Origin of the sequence: Aestuariivita sp. (assembly GCF_021404545.1) — a bacterium.
Lineage (GTDB): Bacteria > Pseudomonadota > Alphaproteobacteria > Rhodobacterales > Rhodobacteraceae > Aestuariivita.
On the sequence record NZ_JAAWWD010000002.1, the window covers coordinates 187,305 to 199,483 of the forward strand.

General features: G+C 56.7%; 13 protein-coding genes and 2 pseudogenes. 14 read left to right on the forward strand and 1 reads right to left on the reverse strand.

Annotated elements, in window-relative coordinates:
• Window positions 1-181 precede the first annotated feature (181 nt).
• The 3 genes from HEP69_RS02145 to HEP69_RS02155 all read left to right on the forward strand — a co-directional run bounded on the left by HEP69_RS02145 (window position 182) and on the right by HEP69_RS02155 (window position 2,539).
• Complete coding sequence (locus HEP69_RS02145; protein ID WP_290556866.1) at window positions 182-379, forward strand: CsbD family protein; 198 nt, start codon at window positions 182-184, stop codon at window positions 377-379.
• Window positions 380-469: 90 nt separating this feature from the next.
• Entirely contained in the window at window positions 470-703 is a 234-nt protein-coding gene (locus tag HEP69_RS02150) for a hypothetical protein (RefSeq protein ID WP_290556867.1), read from the forward strand.
• Between the two features lie 81 nt (window positions 704-784).
• Window positions 785-2,539: an FAD/NAD(P)-binding domain-containing protein gene (locus HEP69_RS02155; RefSeq protein ID WP_290556868.1), complete on the forward strand. Its 1,755-nt coding sequence runs from the start codon at window positions 785-787 to the stop codon at window positions 2,537-2,539.
• A 32-nt stretch (window positions 2,540-2,571) separates the two neighbouring features.
• Here HEP69_RS02155 and HEP69_RS02160 read toward each other — a convergent pair whose 3' ends face one another.
• Entirely contained in the window at window positions 2,572-3,051 is a 480-nt protein-coding gene (locus tag HEP69_RS02160) for an MgtC/SapB family protein (protein WP_290556869.1), read from the reverse strand.
• Window positions 3,052-3,346: 295 nt separating this feature from the next.
• On the opposite strand from HEP69_RS02160, the gene HEP69_RS02165 reads away from it, so the two are divergent.
• The 11 genes and pseudogenes from HEP69_RS02165 to HEP69_RS02210 form a co-directional block, all read left to right on the forward strand.
• Complete coding sequence (locus HEP69_RS02165) at window positions 3,347-4,702, forward strand: type VI secretion protein ImpB (RefSeq protein WP_290556870.1); 1,356 nt, start codon at window positions 3,347-3,349, stop codon at window positions 4,700-4,702.
• A gap of 174 nt (window positions 4,703-4,876) precedes the next feature.
• A complete protein-coding gene (locus tag HEP69_RS02170) occupies window positions 4,877-6,418 on the forward strand; it encodes an FAD-binding domain-containing protein (RefSeq protein ID WP_290556871.1) in 1,542 nt (513 codons plus the stop codon).
• Entirely contained in the window at window positions 6,411-7,253 is an 843-nt protein-coding gene (locus tag HEP69_RS02175) for a deoxyribodipyrimidine photo-lyase (protein WP_290556872.1), read from the forward strand. The genes HEP69_RS02170 and HEP69_RS02175 overlap by 8 nt, the downstream gene beginning before the upstream one ends.
• A gap of 51 nt (window positions 7,254-7,304) precedes the next feature.
• Window positions 7,305-7,463, forward strand: a complete 159-nt coding sequence (locus HEP69_RS23685; RefSeq protein ID WP_366111293.1) for an RSP_7527 family protein — start codon at window positions 7,305-7,307, stop codon at window positions 7,461-7,463.
• Window positions 7,464-7,577: 114 nt separating this feature from the next.
• Complete coding sequence (locus HEP69_RS02180) at window positions 7,578-7,796, forward strand: DUF1127 domain-containing protein (RefSeq protein ID WP_290556873.1); 219 nt, start codon at window positions 7,578-7,580, stop codon at window positions 7,794-7,796.
• Window positions 7,797-7,870: 74 nt separating this feature from the next.
• Window positions 7,871-8,962: a patatin-like phospholipase family protein gene (locus HEP69_RS02185; protein WP_290556874.1), complete on the forward strand. Its 1,092-nt coding sequence runs from the start codon at window positions 7,871-7,873 to the stop codon at window positions 8,960-8,962.
• A gap of 433 nt (window positions 8,963-9,395) precedes the next feature.
• The gene (locus HEP69_RS02190; protein ID WP_290556919.1) at window positions 9,396-10,781 is read left to right on the forward strand and encodes an IS1182 family transposase; all 1,386 of its coding nucleotides are present in this window, start codon (window positions 9,396-9,398) and stop codon (window positions 10,779-10,781) included.
• A gap of 103 nt (window positions 10,782-10,884) precedes the next feature.
• A pseudogene (locus HEP69_RS02195) lies at window positions 10,885-11,082 on the forward strand (P-type conjugative transfer ATPase TrbB); the annotation flags it as partial.
• A complete protein-coding gene (locus HEP69_RS02200) occupies window positions 11,082-11,414 on the forward strand; it encodes a TrbC/VirB2 family protein (RefSeq protein ID WP_290556875.1) in 333 nt (110 codons plus the stop codon). The pseudogene HEP69_RS02195 and the gene HEP69_RS02200, both read left to right, overlap by 1 nt.
• Window positions 11,414-11,683 carry a VirB3 family type IV secretion system protein gene (locus HEP69_RS02205; RefSeq protein WP_290556876.1) on the forward strand — a complete coding sequence of 90 codons (270 nt, stop codon included), beginning with the start codon at window positions 11,414-11,416 and terminating at the stop codon, window positions 11,681-11,683. Before HEP69_RS02200 ends, HEP69_RS02205 begins: the two co-directional genes overlap by 1 nt.
• A gap of 3 nt (window positions 11,684-11,686) precedes the next feature.
• A pseudogene (locus HEP69_RS02210) lies at window positions 11,687-12,166 on the forward strand (conjugal transfer protein TrbE); the annotation flags it as partial.
• Window positions 12,167-12,179: the final 13 nt, after the last annotated feature.

The window sequence follows — 12,179 nt, forward strand, 5'->3', positions numbered from 1 at the left end:
GCACTCGGTCTGGCTTTGAGAAGGCATGCGGCCCACTGTGACCGTGCCAACCTGCGAGCCGGAACTTTAGGAAGCACAGCGCCTCACCATAGACGTAGTGTCTGCCTTGTTTACCTCGGCTAGGACCTGGCCTTGCAGTCTGAAAATGAGTTTCAGACGCTACAAACCGAAAGGAAATGCGATGAATTGGGATCAAGTCGAAGGCAAATGGAAAGAGATGACTGGCAACGTCAAAGCCAAATGGGGCGAGTTGACAGACGACGAAATCGCTGAGGTCAACGGCGACCGTGAAGCGCTTGAAGGTAAGATCCAGGCTAAGTACGGAAAGACCAAGGAAGAGGCCAAAGAGGAAGTAGATGACTTCCTGAGCTCAAACTAAGCCCATCTGCACCATCCCAAATCCCCTTGTCGAGTTGGGATGGTGCTCAAAACCATCTTTTCAAAATACGGACCATCAAGGGCATCAAAAATGAACAGCACAGATACTTCGCGGGACCAAGGCATCGACATGGATCAAGACAAACCAATCGATCTCAAGGGGTCTAAACAGCACCACAGGCTGAAGAACAAAAGAGGCGAACACGGCGATCGCGAGCACACTGACGGTGATGCCATCCAATCTGCAGAAATTAAGGATGCGGTTGCTGATGGTGATGGCGACACAGCAATCGGCGCGGCGCTGAAGTCCGTTTCAAAGAAGTAGCCCTGGGCAGCCTCAAAGTAGAAGTGTCCAAGATTCCGCCTCGAAAGCGGCCTCGCAATCGAACGAAATGAACGGCGCAATATGATCGATCCAAACCCTGCCCTCGCCATTATTGGTCTCGGTCCGCGCGGACACTATGCTTTGGAATGCTATATTCTAGAACGCGAAAAGTCCGGGCCCGACCAAAACCTGAACATCCTTCTCTTTGAAGAGACCGACCAATTGGGGAATGGACCAGTCTGGGATACTTCACAGCCAGAAAGTAACTGGAGCAACGTCAACGGTCGCATCCTTGAGCTGCCAAAACGTCCCAAGATCAATGTTGGCAGTGCCGTGATCGAGGGCTTTCCCAGCTATCACGACTGGGCAAAAAACAACCCGGCCACGCACTCAGCGGATATTGCTGACTACTATCCCCCACGCAGCTTGGTCGGTGTCTATCTTTACGAAAGGTTTGCTGCCCTTCTTCGTCCCCTCGTTGAGTCCGATATTGCGAAACTGGTCCAAGAACGCGCCGACGCGGTAGCGCTTACTGAGACAGGGGCCTGTGTAACAACCCGTTCTGGAGTACAGTTCTTTGCCGATCAGGTCCTCTTGGCGGTCGGGCATCAACCTACGCGCCAGGACCCGCAGATCGAGGGTTGGCAGGCCGAGATCGAAACGAGAGATGCGCTTTGCCTGTTTGACGAACCCTATCCGGTTGGTCCGATCGTCGATGCGGCCGAAACGAGTACGGAGACTGCCGTCGCCATCAGAGGATACGGGCTTGCCGCGATCGATGTCGTCCGTGCGATTGCCGATGCACATGGTTCGTTCTCACTGCGAGACGAAAAGTTGCGCGAGCTGAAGTTCACGCCAACGAAAGAGGTTGCCCCGACCATCATTCCGTTCTCCCTTGATGGTCTGCCTATGGGTCCGAAACCCATTAGCGAACAGCTGGACCGGCAATTCGCGCCGTCAGAAAAAGTCTTGGAGGCCCTTGGCCGCGAACTGAGTGATCCAGAATTACAGGCGCGTGCAAAAGGAAAAGCGTTTCTACTAGATGCGATCACACCCGTCATCATCGGCGTCTTTCGAGGACTTGAATATAAGCGAGACGACACGCCGTCGGACAACGACGCCCTGCATCATCTAGTTAAAGCCTGGATCGAGGATCCGGCGCAGGGCCATAAGTGTTTTCTGGACACTGGTCAGCCACCGATCGATTTGTTGAAAAATCTCGTCCAGATGGCCAACGGAAGCGCGCCGGTCAGTTTAGACTATTGCATCGGTCAGGTCTGGCGGCACTGTCACCCTACCATCTACAGGTCGCTTTCTCATAGCGCGCTCAGCGACGAAGTCCTGGCGGATATCATTTCTACGGACGAAAGCATGAAGCGCTATGCGTTCGGACCGCCGATGGAGAGCCTCCAGCACCTTATTGCCCTCTACGAAGCAGGCATGCTGGATCTGGAGTATCTCGCCGACCCGGGCATCACTGTCACCGACCGCGGGTGGGTGTTGACCAGCGGCGAAGACCACACCACGGCGCAGGTCATGGTCAACGCGGTTCTGGACGCGCCAAAAATTGCCGATGTCCGATCTCCACTGATCGAAGGTCTGTTGCAGGATGGTCTTGTCGCGCCTGTCCACGATGAACTTGGCGTGGCAACGACAGCAGATGGTTACGTCATCTCACAGAATGAAAGTGTTCTGCCCATTGCGGTGCTGGGCCGGTTAGCAAAAGGCACCATCATAGGTGTGGACGCCATTCTCGAATGCTTTGGTGATAGGCCTCGTGCCTGGGCAAGTAGCGCTGCGAAACGCGCGGCCATAAATCCAATAGAGGCTCTGTGATTTCGGTAATGTCGTTTTGAGGACGTGCGACGTCAGTCTAGGTCGGGTCGGTCATCGGCACCGCGATGCTCCATCACACGGCTGACGGCGAGCAAGCCTGCTGCCAACGCCGCACAGATAATTGAAAACAGACCGTATCCCATGCCCGCTGCCAGTCCAATCGCGCCCGCGACCCAGAGACTTGCAGCAGTCACCATTCCGCCGACGCGCTTGTCGCCCTGAATAATTGCACCGGCACCCAGAAAACCGAGGCCCCCAATCAATCCTTGAATGACACGCGTCGGGTCCGCAGATAGCCCAGCGGCCGTCATGTCTTGCGCCATCTCGACGGAGACAATCGTGAATATCGCCGCGCCTAGCGATACCATCATGTACGTCCGTATGCCAATGCGGCGGTGTCGCACTTCACGGTCTATACCAAGAATTGCGCCGGCAACGAGCGCAAACACCAGTCGCATGAACCAGTCCGCCTGCTCGAATTGAAATCCGATATTGCTTAACCATTCTGGCATTATTCACCCGCTCTCTCGTATTCCCGGCCGCGTTAGGTCGCAACCTTCCAACCGTTGTATCGTATTCCGCGGGCAAAGCTCGCCACGTTCAAGAAAGCGCCAGTGCATTCGCTGAACAACTATGCGGTCTTGCAAGGGCTTTGCAAAGCTAAGAGGTGAACATCAAAATTGTTCTTGTCGCGCGCGGTGCACCCAACGCCTGGCAACCTTTGGCCATACCTGACCAACGACATCGGACGCACTTGCGACTCACCTTTATGTTCCCGTATTGTTCTTGTCTTGTCAGGAGTCCAAAATGCACGATCACTCACGAGGAAAGGCGAACGGTGTAGAGCGGCTCTACCTCGACTTCGACAGCTTCTTCGCGACGGCCGAGCAGCATTTTAACCCAGCCCTGCGAGGCCGCTCGGTTGGTGTGGTGCCCTTGGATTCCCCGAACACAGGGTGCATCGCGATCAGTAAAGAGGCCAAGGCACTTGGTCTGAAGTCAAACGTCTCAATCAGGGACGCGAGAGTGGCAATACCCGATATGATATTCGTCGTCGCCCGACACGACGTTTACGTCCGATTGCACGACCGCATTCAACATGTGATCAACAGCTGCTTACCCGTCTCATATGTTCGGTCTATTGATGAGTTGGTGTGCGCCCTGCTGCCAAGTGAGGCGACACAGGGTGTTCATCTGGCCAACCGTATCAAGAGGGAGCTGAGCCGCAACTTTAGCGAGGTCTTGACCTGCTCCATTGGCATGGCTCCGACCGAGCTATTGGCGAAAATCGGCGCTGAGATGAACAAGCCCGATGGTTTCTGCCTGATCACAGCGGCCGAGTTACCGGCGAAGCTGAACCATCTACCCCTGCAGAAACTTCCGGGGATATCGACAGGTATTCAGCAGCGGTTGGAAAACTGCGGCATCAGGGACTTTGAGGCGTTATGGCGCATTGCGCCGAAACAAGCCCGGGCAATCTGGGGGAATGTGGAAGGAGAGCGGTTCTGGAACGGGTTGCATGGGTACCACAGTGAGCGACCAGCGACGAAAAAAAGGATGTTCGGACACAGTCGAATGTTGCCACCGGACTTGCGCAACAAAGAGAAAATAGCCCTTTGCGCCCGACAGCTTTGCTTCAGTGCCGCCCGCCGCCTTCGACGCACGGAATTTGTCGCAACGAAACTGACGCTTGGGTTTCGCGGAGGTGGATATCGCAGTGCGTCCGGCTCACGCACGGACGATCTGCGCTGGCATCAGGAACTATGCGTCGCACCCTCCCGAGATGACCGAACATTCCAGAAGGCACTGGCCGAAGGTTTGATGAATGCCACACGTCAGAGAACATTCAAGCCGCGATCCGTCAGCGTCGTGTTGCACGGGCTACTGGATCCAGAAGAGATGACAGGCGATCTCTTCGATCTTGAAGCATCCAATGCTGGCCCTCCCAAATCAACATGCGACCGCAGACGCTGGGAACAGGTGAGCGACGTATTGGACCGGTTGCGTTCGGAATTTGGCCCCGACGCCATTTCACTGGGACCAAAAGCGACTGTCCCGGGCGGGTATCTTGGCGCGAAGATCGCGTTTGGGCGCATACCGGAGCGTGCAGACTTCAATAGCGCCCCAGTCCCGGACGAAGCCACACATTTCTGTTCGTTTTAAATGCCGTCTGGCGAGCTTAGTTTACACCAATAGGCTTCGAGTTAACGCGTACCGGCCGCATAGACTAAGACGTGAGCTGGCTAGGACGGTTGCAAAGATCGCTAAGGTCGCACTCATGGAACGCAAGTGAATTCAAAACGTTCTATTGGGGATTTCTCTCTGAAAGTTGGCAATGTGACACTCGACACCCGCGGTGATACGCAACCATTTGACGACAAGACCCTGACAGTGGTCTGGTTTAAGCGTGATCTTCGAATGAATGATCACGCTGCATTGGCTAATGCTGCGCAAAATGGACGCGTTCTCCCTGTCTACGTCGCCGAACCGGAGCATTGGGCCCTTCCCGACACGAGCTATCGCCAATGGGAATTCATACGGGGCGCAGTTGAGAGCCTGAAGAAAGACATTGCCGAGCACGGCGGCAGGCTTTGCGTTATGTTGGGGTCGGTTCAAGAGGCGTTGGACAGCATTCTAGCGACGCACGGCAGGTTTCGGCTTGTCGCTCACACGGAAACTGGGAACGCTTGGACGTTTGAGCGCGACAAGGCCGTCAGAGGCTGGTGCCGCGACCACGGCATCGTCTTTGACGAGTTTCAACAATATGGCGTCTGGCGCGGACGGTCGCTGGATCGAAACAAATGGGCAAAGAGCTGGGACAAGATGATGTCCGAACCGCTCTTGCCTGTGCCATCGCAAATCTCATGGATAGCCCAGGGCAGCGATCAGGTACCAACAGCCGCCGATCTTGGATTGGACCGTGACGGCATAGTTGATCTACAGGCACCGGGCCGTCCCGCTGCGCTGCAGACGTTGAACTCATTTCTATATGATCGCGGCGAGCCCTATCAAAAGGCGATGTCGAGCCCGGAGACAGGGGAGACTGTCTGTTCGAGACTGTCGGCTCACCTTGTCGCAGGAAGCCTCTCTATGCGCGAGGTCTACCGGGCAACGCTGGCACGGCAGGAAGAAGTCGCCAGCCTTCCGAAGTCAGAACGCGGAACCTGGCCAAGTGCGATGAAATCCTTCATCGGGCGGCTGCACTGGCACTGCCATTTCATGCAAAAGCTGGAAGCGGAGCCGGAGATTGAATGGCTTCCCATGGCACGTCTCTACGAGGGCCTACGCCCCATACCAAATGACGATGCGTTGTTGAATGCCTTCGCAACTGGGCAGACCGGCTACCCTTTCGTTGATGCTTGCATGCGCTATCTCAAAGCCACGGGCTGGATCAATTTCCGTATGCGCGCAATGCTCATGTCATTTGCATCGTACAACCTCTGGCTTCCTTGGCAGCAGTCCGGAGAAGTCCTCGCCCGGTTGTTTACCGATTATGAGCCCGGCATTCATTGGCCGCAGAGCCAGATGCAGGCAGGCGAAACGGGTATCAACGCCGTGCGTGTCTATTCACCGGTCAAGCAAGGGTATGATCAGGACCCAACCGGCGATTTCACGCGCCATTGGGTGCCCGAGCTTGCGAGCCTTGAGGGCAAGGCGCTGCAGGAACCCTGGACGCTGGACCAGCCACCTGCCGCTTATCCAAAGCCCGTCGTGGATCATCAGGAAACAGCGCGTGAAGCAAAAAAGCGGATCTATGCGCTCCGTCGAACCGATGAAGCTCGGCAGGAATCCGAAGCGGTGTTTAAGAAGCACGGAAGCCGCAAACCGCGTGAGCTTCGACAACCGCGCAAGAAAGCGAAGGCTGCCAAAAATGCATAAATGGTCACCCGACATCGCCGATCGCATCCGCCCGCTCAATGCCGCGCCGCTCCAGAAGTCAGACGAAACCGCCTATGTGCTCTGTTGGCTGCAACAGACGCTGCGTGCGTGGGACAATCCGGCACTGGATGCTGCGATCGAGCTTGGCAACGCGCTAAGCCTCCCTGTGCTCGTCTATCACGGGGTCCGCGAAGACTACCCCTACGCGTCCGACCGGCTTCATGCGTTCTTGCTTAGTGCCAGTCGCGATCTGCAGCAGGGGTGTGAGCTGCGCGGATTGCGGTGCGTCAACTACGTTGAGCGGAAAGGGCGGCGTGAGAAGGGTCTGGTTTACCGTCTGGCTGAACGTGCTGCCGCGGTTCTGACCGACGACCACCCTGTCTTTGTCGCACGTGAACAGGCCGATCGTTTTGCGAAGCGCTCGAAAGTTCCAGTGGTCGCTGTTGATACCGCGCGGCTCGTCCCAACTCGTGACTTGCCCGATGGACTAACGACCACGCCGGCGTTCCGCAAAGCGAGTGGCACTTTACGTACCAGATACGAGGAGCATGCGCGAGATTTTGAACCGTCGGTTCCGCGGTTCGATGGCCACCTTAGTTTCGAAGATGAAGCCTTGGGAAGCAAGTCTGATGCCGAATTGTCGGAGATCATCGCGAGTTGTGCGATTGACCACTCGTTACCCCCCTGCCCCGAATTTCCGCCAACGGCCGCGGCCGCAGATGCGACGCTAAACGAATTTGTCGATACCGCGCTGAAGTCTTATCCCTATCGACGCAATATGCTCTGTCTGCATACCGACTATGGTTTGCACTCCCGCTGCATCGACCACACTTGAAGAGTGCGGCACTGAAACCGCGCAACCGAAAGAAAATTTATGAACTCCCACATGACCTTCGCAACTGCGAGACAGGTTGATGCTGAACGTTATATTCTTATGGCCCGAGAGATGCGCAGCAAATGCATCGCTCAGATACTAAGCGGCGGCGCGCAGAAGCTTCGCGCCATGTTCTCTCCGAGAATTGCGGCCCAAACGTCCGCCTCTTAAAAGCTGGCTGGATATACCGGTGGCACGAGCGGCTATCGACTATCCCGGAGCAACCAATCCCTAAGACCTTGTCCTGTGGAGTTGCACCTCCACACAGCCGAAAAGGCTAAAAACATGACGTTCCAGAACTTAACACTTTCACACCCATCGCACCGCATTTTGGAGGCATTCCGGCAATTTCGCGCAGAACTTGCGGGACATCGTCGAAACCGCGCTGTGTACAATCGTACTTTCACTGAGCTTTCAGCCATGTCCGACCGAGAATTGGTCGATATAGGTTTAAGCCGCGGGGATATTGAACAAATTGCTCAAGAAGCTGCCACTATGAGTTAGTACCGACACTTCGATTGTGACGCTTCGATTCCCGGGCTTGCTTTGCCAGTCAATGGCAGAAGGACAGTACACTGATGAAAAATATCAAGAACGGTGCCAATCATACTAAGAAGCGGCGCAAAGCTAAGACGGAACGCAAGCGCATCAACCTCGCCCTGCAGGGCGGTGGAGCCCACGGTGCCTTCACATGGGGGGTGCTAGATCGCATTCTGGACGATGGACGGCTGGAAATTGATGCGATTTCCGGCACTTCAGCTGGCGCGATGAATGCCGTGGTATTGGCAGATGGCTTTACGAGCAGCGGTGCCGACGGTGCACGCGCAAAGCTCGAGGGTTTTTGGCGCTCAATGTCCGATGCCGCAAAGAACAGTCCAGTAAAACGCGCGCCAATCGACGTATTGATGGGAAACTGGAGCCTTGAGCGATCCTTGGGTTACCATGCGATGGATGCTATGACGCGGCTGTTTTCGCCCTATCAGCTCAACCCTCTTAATATGAATCCTTTGCGGGATGTGTTGGAAGACTGCGTCGATTTCTCCTGCGTACACAACTGCAACAGTATCAAGCTCTACGTGTCTGCAACCAACGTCGAAACCGGCAAGGTTAAGGTCTTTGATAGCCGTCATCTGACCTCTGACATGGTGATGGCTTCAGCTTGTCTGCCGAACGCCTTTCAGGCAGTGGTGATTGACGGTGTGCCTTACTGGGATGGCGGATACATGGGCAATCCCGCGCTTTTCCCTTTCCATTCCGGTAGCGACTGCGGCGATATCGCGGTCATCCAGATCAACCCCGTGGAGCGTAAGGGTGTGCCCCGCACACCGCAGGAGATCCAGAACAGGCTCAACGAGATCGCATTCAACTCAAGCCTCCTAAAGGAACTCCGGGCGATTGATTTCGTCGCGCGTCTGATCGACGAGGGCAAGCTGGATGAGACGCAGTATCGCCGCGAGCGAATCCATATAATCGAAAACCAGAATGCCCTTATCCCGCTCGGAGCGTCATCCAAGATGAACACGGAGTGGGAATTTCTGATCCACCTGCGCGATCTGGGGCGCGAGACGGCGACCCGGTGGATGGAGCTGCATTTCGATGATGTCGGCGAGCGTTCCACGGTCGATTTGCGCGCTATGTTCATGGATATTGGTTCGCAACACCAGGGGTGACCCGAAACTAGGCACGGGACAGTTTGGCTCTTAAGTTTCCAACGGTTCTCTCGCGGGCAGATTGTCCGGCCTGACGGACCGCATTAGGCTGCGGTTCACTCCCTAGTGTACCTTACGTTGCGCTAGGAAGGATTTCGTTGGAGACGAAGTATTAGGTGTACGTGGAAGACGAAGACGTCCGTGGACAATATTACTGTTGAGACAATCCCGCGACCTGATCATTAGATGTAGATTTTTGTTGGGCTGCAAATGAATGACAGCTTTTCCCGCCGCGCAGCAGCACTGTGAGTTTGGCATTTGCGGCAATCTTGCGCTGCGAGCGCACGCAGCATGAGTTTTGTCACGTCTGCTCTGGGCTTATTCTGTTGAAAAAGACTTCCTCGATTGGGCGCTAAGTTGCTGATTCAATTCATTCCATAGGGAGGGATTGGCGATGATGGGACCGAGGCAGGAAGCACAAGCGGCGTTGTTCTATGAGTTCTCACTGGAAGATCATGTCCCGCAAGATCACCTGCTGCGCTCCATCGATCGGTTCGTCGATCTCGGCGGCATTCGGGCGCATCTCGCGGACTTCTATAGCCACATTGGTCGTCCCTCCATCGATCCTGAACTGCTGATCCGCATGCTGCTGGTTGGGTATTGTTTTGGCATCAGGTCCGAGCGGCGGTTGTGCGAAGAGGTGCATCTGAACCTTGCCTACCGCTGGTTCTGTCGTCTTGATCTGAACGACCGGGTGCCCGATCATTCCACCTTCTCGAAGAACCGGCACGGACGGTTTCGGGAGAGCGAAGTGCTGCGCCATCTGTTCGAGACGACGGTGGAGCGGTGCATCGAAGAAGGCTTGGTCAGCGGCCAGCGCATGGCCATTGACGCCAGCCTGATCGAAGCTGATGCCAACAAACAGAACTCCACTCCGAAGGAAGAATGGGATGCTGCGGGCATCGATCCGGCCGAAGCGCCCCGTGCTGTGCGCGAGTATCTCGACACGTTAGACGAGGCTGCGTTTGGCGCAGCCAGCGAGGTTCAGCCGAAGTTTACCTCGCATTCTGATCCGGCAAGCCAGTGGACTGCTGCGCGCAAAGGGCCTGCGTTCTTTAGCTATTCCGACAACTATCTGATCGACACAGACCACGGCGTCATTGTCGACGTGGAAGCCACCCGATCAATCCGCCAAGCCGAAGTTGGATCGACCAAGACCATGCTGAGGCGCGCGAAGGCCAGGTTCGATCTGCATCCCGAGCGCCTGATCGCAGACACAGCCTATGGCACCGGGCCATTGCTAGGCTGGCTGGTCGACCGCAAGATCGCGCCGCACATTCCGGTCTTTGACAAGTCCGGTCGCAACGATGGCACCTGGACCCGCGCCGACTTCGAATGGGATGCGGAGAACGATCAATACATCTGCCCCGAAGGTCACGCCCTGAAGCAATTCCGCCGCAACTATTCCGATCCGAACAGAGGGCCGACTGGCCAAGGCACAGCGCGCTATCGCGCCTTGAAGGAGGTCTGCCAGGCCTGTCCATCCAAAGCCAAATGCTGCCCGAATGCCGATGCCCGCAAGATCACCCGCGAGAAACACGAAGACGCCCGTCAGGTTGCCCGCGACATCGCCAAAACCCGCCAGTACAACATCTCGATGAAGCTCCGGAAGAAGGTCGAGATGCTCTTCGCCCACCTCAAACGCATTCTCGGGCTGGGACGTCTCCGATTACGCGGTCCATGCGGCGCAAACGACGAATTCCTCCTCGCCGCCACCACCCAGAACCTCCGCAAACTGGCCAAGATATTTCTTGCACCGCAGCAAACGCGCAAAGCCTGAAAGGAAAGGCACTCGCGCGCTTATTCCACTGCCATTTTCTGCGCCAGCAACACGTTTTTTTTCCACAGTAATGGGATGTACCGGCTGCTTCACCCAGCAGGTTAGGCTGGAGCAGCTCATTCAGGAAGCCGTGGTCACTGTCCCGCGTGCGCTTATCGCCGAAACGATTGACCTTGTCGCCGTCCTGTCGGGGCGCGGCCCCGCACGCCGCCTCTCTGAACTGGCGCACGTCGAAGGCCTCGAATCCACCGGTGACTATCGTCTGTCCCCAGCAACCGACACCAGCAAAGGATCCCCTTGATGTTCGTTCATGGAAAAACCATTCGCCGGGCATTCGACGCCCTTTGCATTTCCGCCTTGGTCTCGCTGACATTGGCCTCCCCCGCGCGGGCGGCAGGCTCCTCGATGCCCTGGGAGGCGCCGCTGCAGGCGATCCTCGAGTCCATCGAAGGTCCGGTCGCCAAGATCATCGCGGTAATGATCATCATCATTACCGGCCTGACCCTCGCCTTCGGCGACAGCTCCGGTGGTGCGCGGCGGCTGATCCAGATCGTCTTCGGCATCTCCATCGCCTTCGCCGCGTCGAGCTTCTTCCTGTCATTCTTCTCCTTTGGCGGCGGGGCAGTGATCTGATGCTCGATCCTGACGCCATCCCCGGCTTTGTCATCCCCGTCCACCGGGCTCTGACCGAACCGATCCTGCTTGCCGGTGCGCCGCGGTCCATCGCGATCCTCAACGGCACGCTTGCCGCCGCCATCGGGCTTGGGCTGCAACTCTGGCTGGTCGGTCTGCTGATCTGGATTACTGGCCATCTGGCGGCTGTCTGGGCAGCCAAACGCGATCCGCTTTTCGTCGATGTAGTGCGCCGCCATCTGCGTATTCCCGGCCATCTCGGGGTGTAAGCCATGATGAACCTCGCCGAATACCGTCCCAAATGCTCCCATCTGGCCGATTTCCTGCCTTGGGCGGCGCTTGTCGGCGTGGGCGTTGTCCTGAACAAGGACGGCTCCTTACAGCGCACAGCGCGGTTCCGTGGTCCCGATCTCGACAGTGCAGTTCCTGCGGAACTGGTCGCCATCGCGGGCCGGATCAACAACGCGTTGCGGCGGCTCGGCTCTGGCTGGGCAGTCTTCGTCGAGGCGCAGCGCGTCCCGGCCCTCTCCTATCCGGACAGCCAGTTCCCCGATGCGGCGTCGGCCTTGGTCGAGGCAGAGCGCAAAGCACAGTTCGAAGAGGAAGGCACGCATTTCGAGTCGCGGTATTTCCTGACGTTGCTGTATCTGCCGCCCGCTGAAGAAGCGGCCCGCGCCGAGCGTTTCCTCTATGAAGGACGCGATCCTGAGAGCGGAGCCAACGCGCGCGAAACGCTGGCAGGCTTTCTGGAACCCGGCACCGGCT

Excerpts from the sequence above, each read along its gene's own strand:
- HEP69_RS02205 (WP_290556876.1), top strand. The coding sequence starts at position 11,414 with ATGCTCGATCCTGACGCCATCCCCGGCTTTGTCATCCCCGTCCACCGG.
- HEP69_RS02175 (WP_290556872.1), top strand. The coding sequence starts at position 6,411 with ATGCATAAATGGTCACCCGACATCGCCGATCGCATCCGCCCGCTCAAT.
- HEP69_RS02155 (WP_290556868.1), top strand. The coding sequence starts at position 785 with ATGATCGATCCAAACCCTGCCCTCGCCATTATTGGTCTCGGTCCGCGC.
- HEP69_RS02185 (WP_290556874.1), top strand. The coding sequence starts at position 7,871 with ATGAAAAATATCAAGAACGGTGCCAATCATACTAAGAAGCGGCGCAAA.
- HEP69_RS02190 (WP_290556919.1), top strand. The coding sequence starts at position 9,396 with ATGATGGGACCGAGGCAGGAAGCACAAGCGGCGTTGTTCTATGAGTTC.
- HEP69_RS02200 (WP_290556875.1), top strand. The coding sequence starts at position 11,082 with ATGTTCGTTCATGGAAAAACCATTCGCCGGGCATTCGACGCCCTTTGC.
- HEP69_RS02160 (WP_290556869.1), bottom strand. The coding sequence starts at position 3,051 with ATGCCAGAATGGTTAAGCAATATCGGATTTCAATTCGAGCAGGCGGAC.
- HEP69_RS02145 (WP_290556866.1), top strand. The coding sequence starts at position 182 with ATGAATTGGGATCAAGTCGAAGGCAAATGGAAAGAGATGACTGGCAAC.
- HEP69_RS23685 (WP_366111293.1), top strand. The coding sequence starts at position 7,305 with ATGACCTTCGCAACTGCGAGACAGGTTGATGCTGAACGTTATATTCTT.
- HEP69_RS02180 (WP_290556873.1), top strand. The coding sequence starts at position 7,578 with ATGACGTTCCAGAACTTAACACTTTCACACCCATCGCACCGCATTTTG.
- HEP69_RS02165 (WP_290556870.1), top strand. The coding sequence starts at position 3,347 with ATGCACGATCACTCACGAGGAAAGGCGAACGGTGTAGAGCGGCTCTAC.
- HEP69_RS02150 (WP_290556867.1), top strand. The coding sequence starts at position 470 with ATGAACAGCACAGATACTTCGCGGGACCAAGGCATCGACATGGATCAA.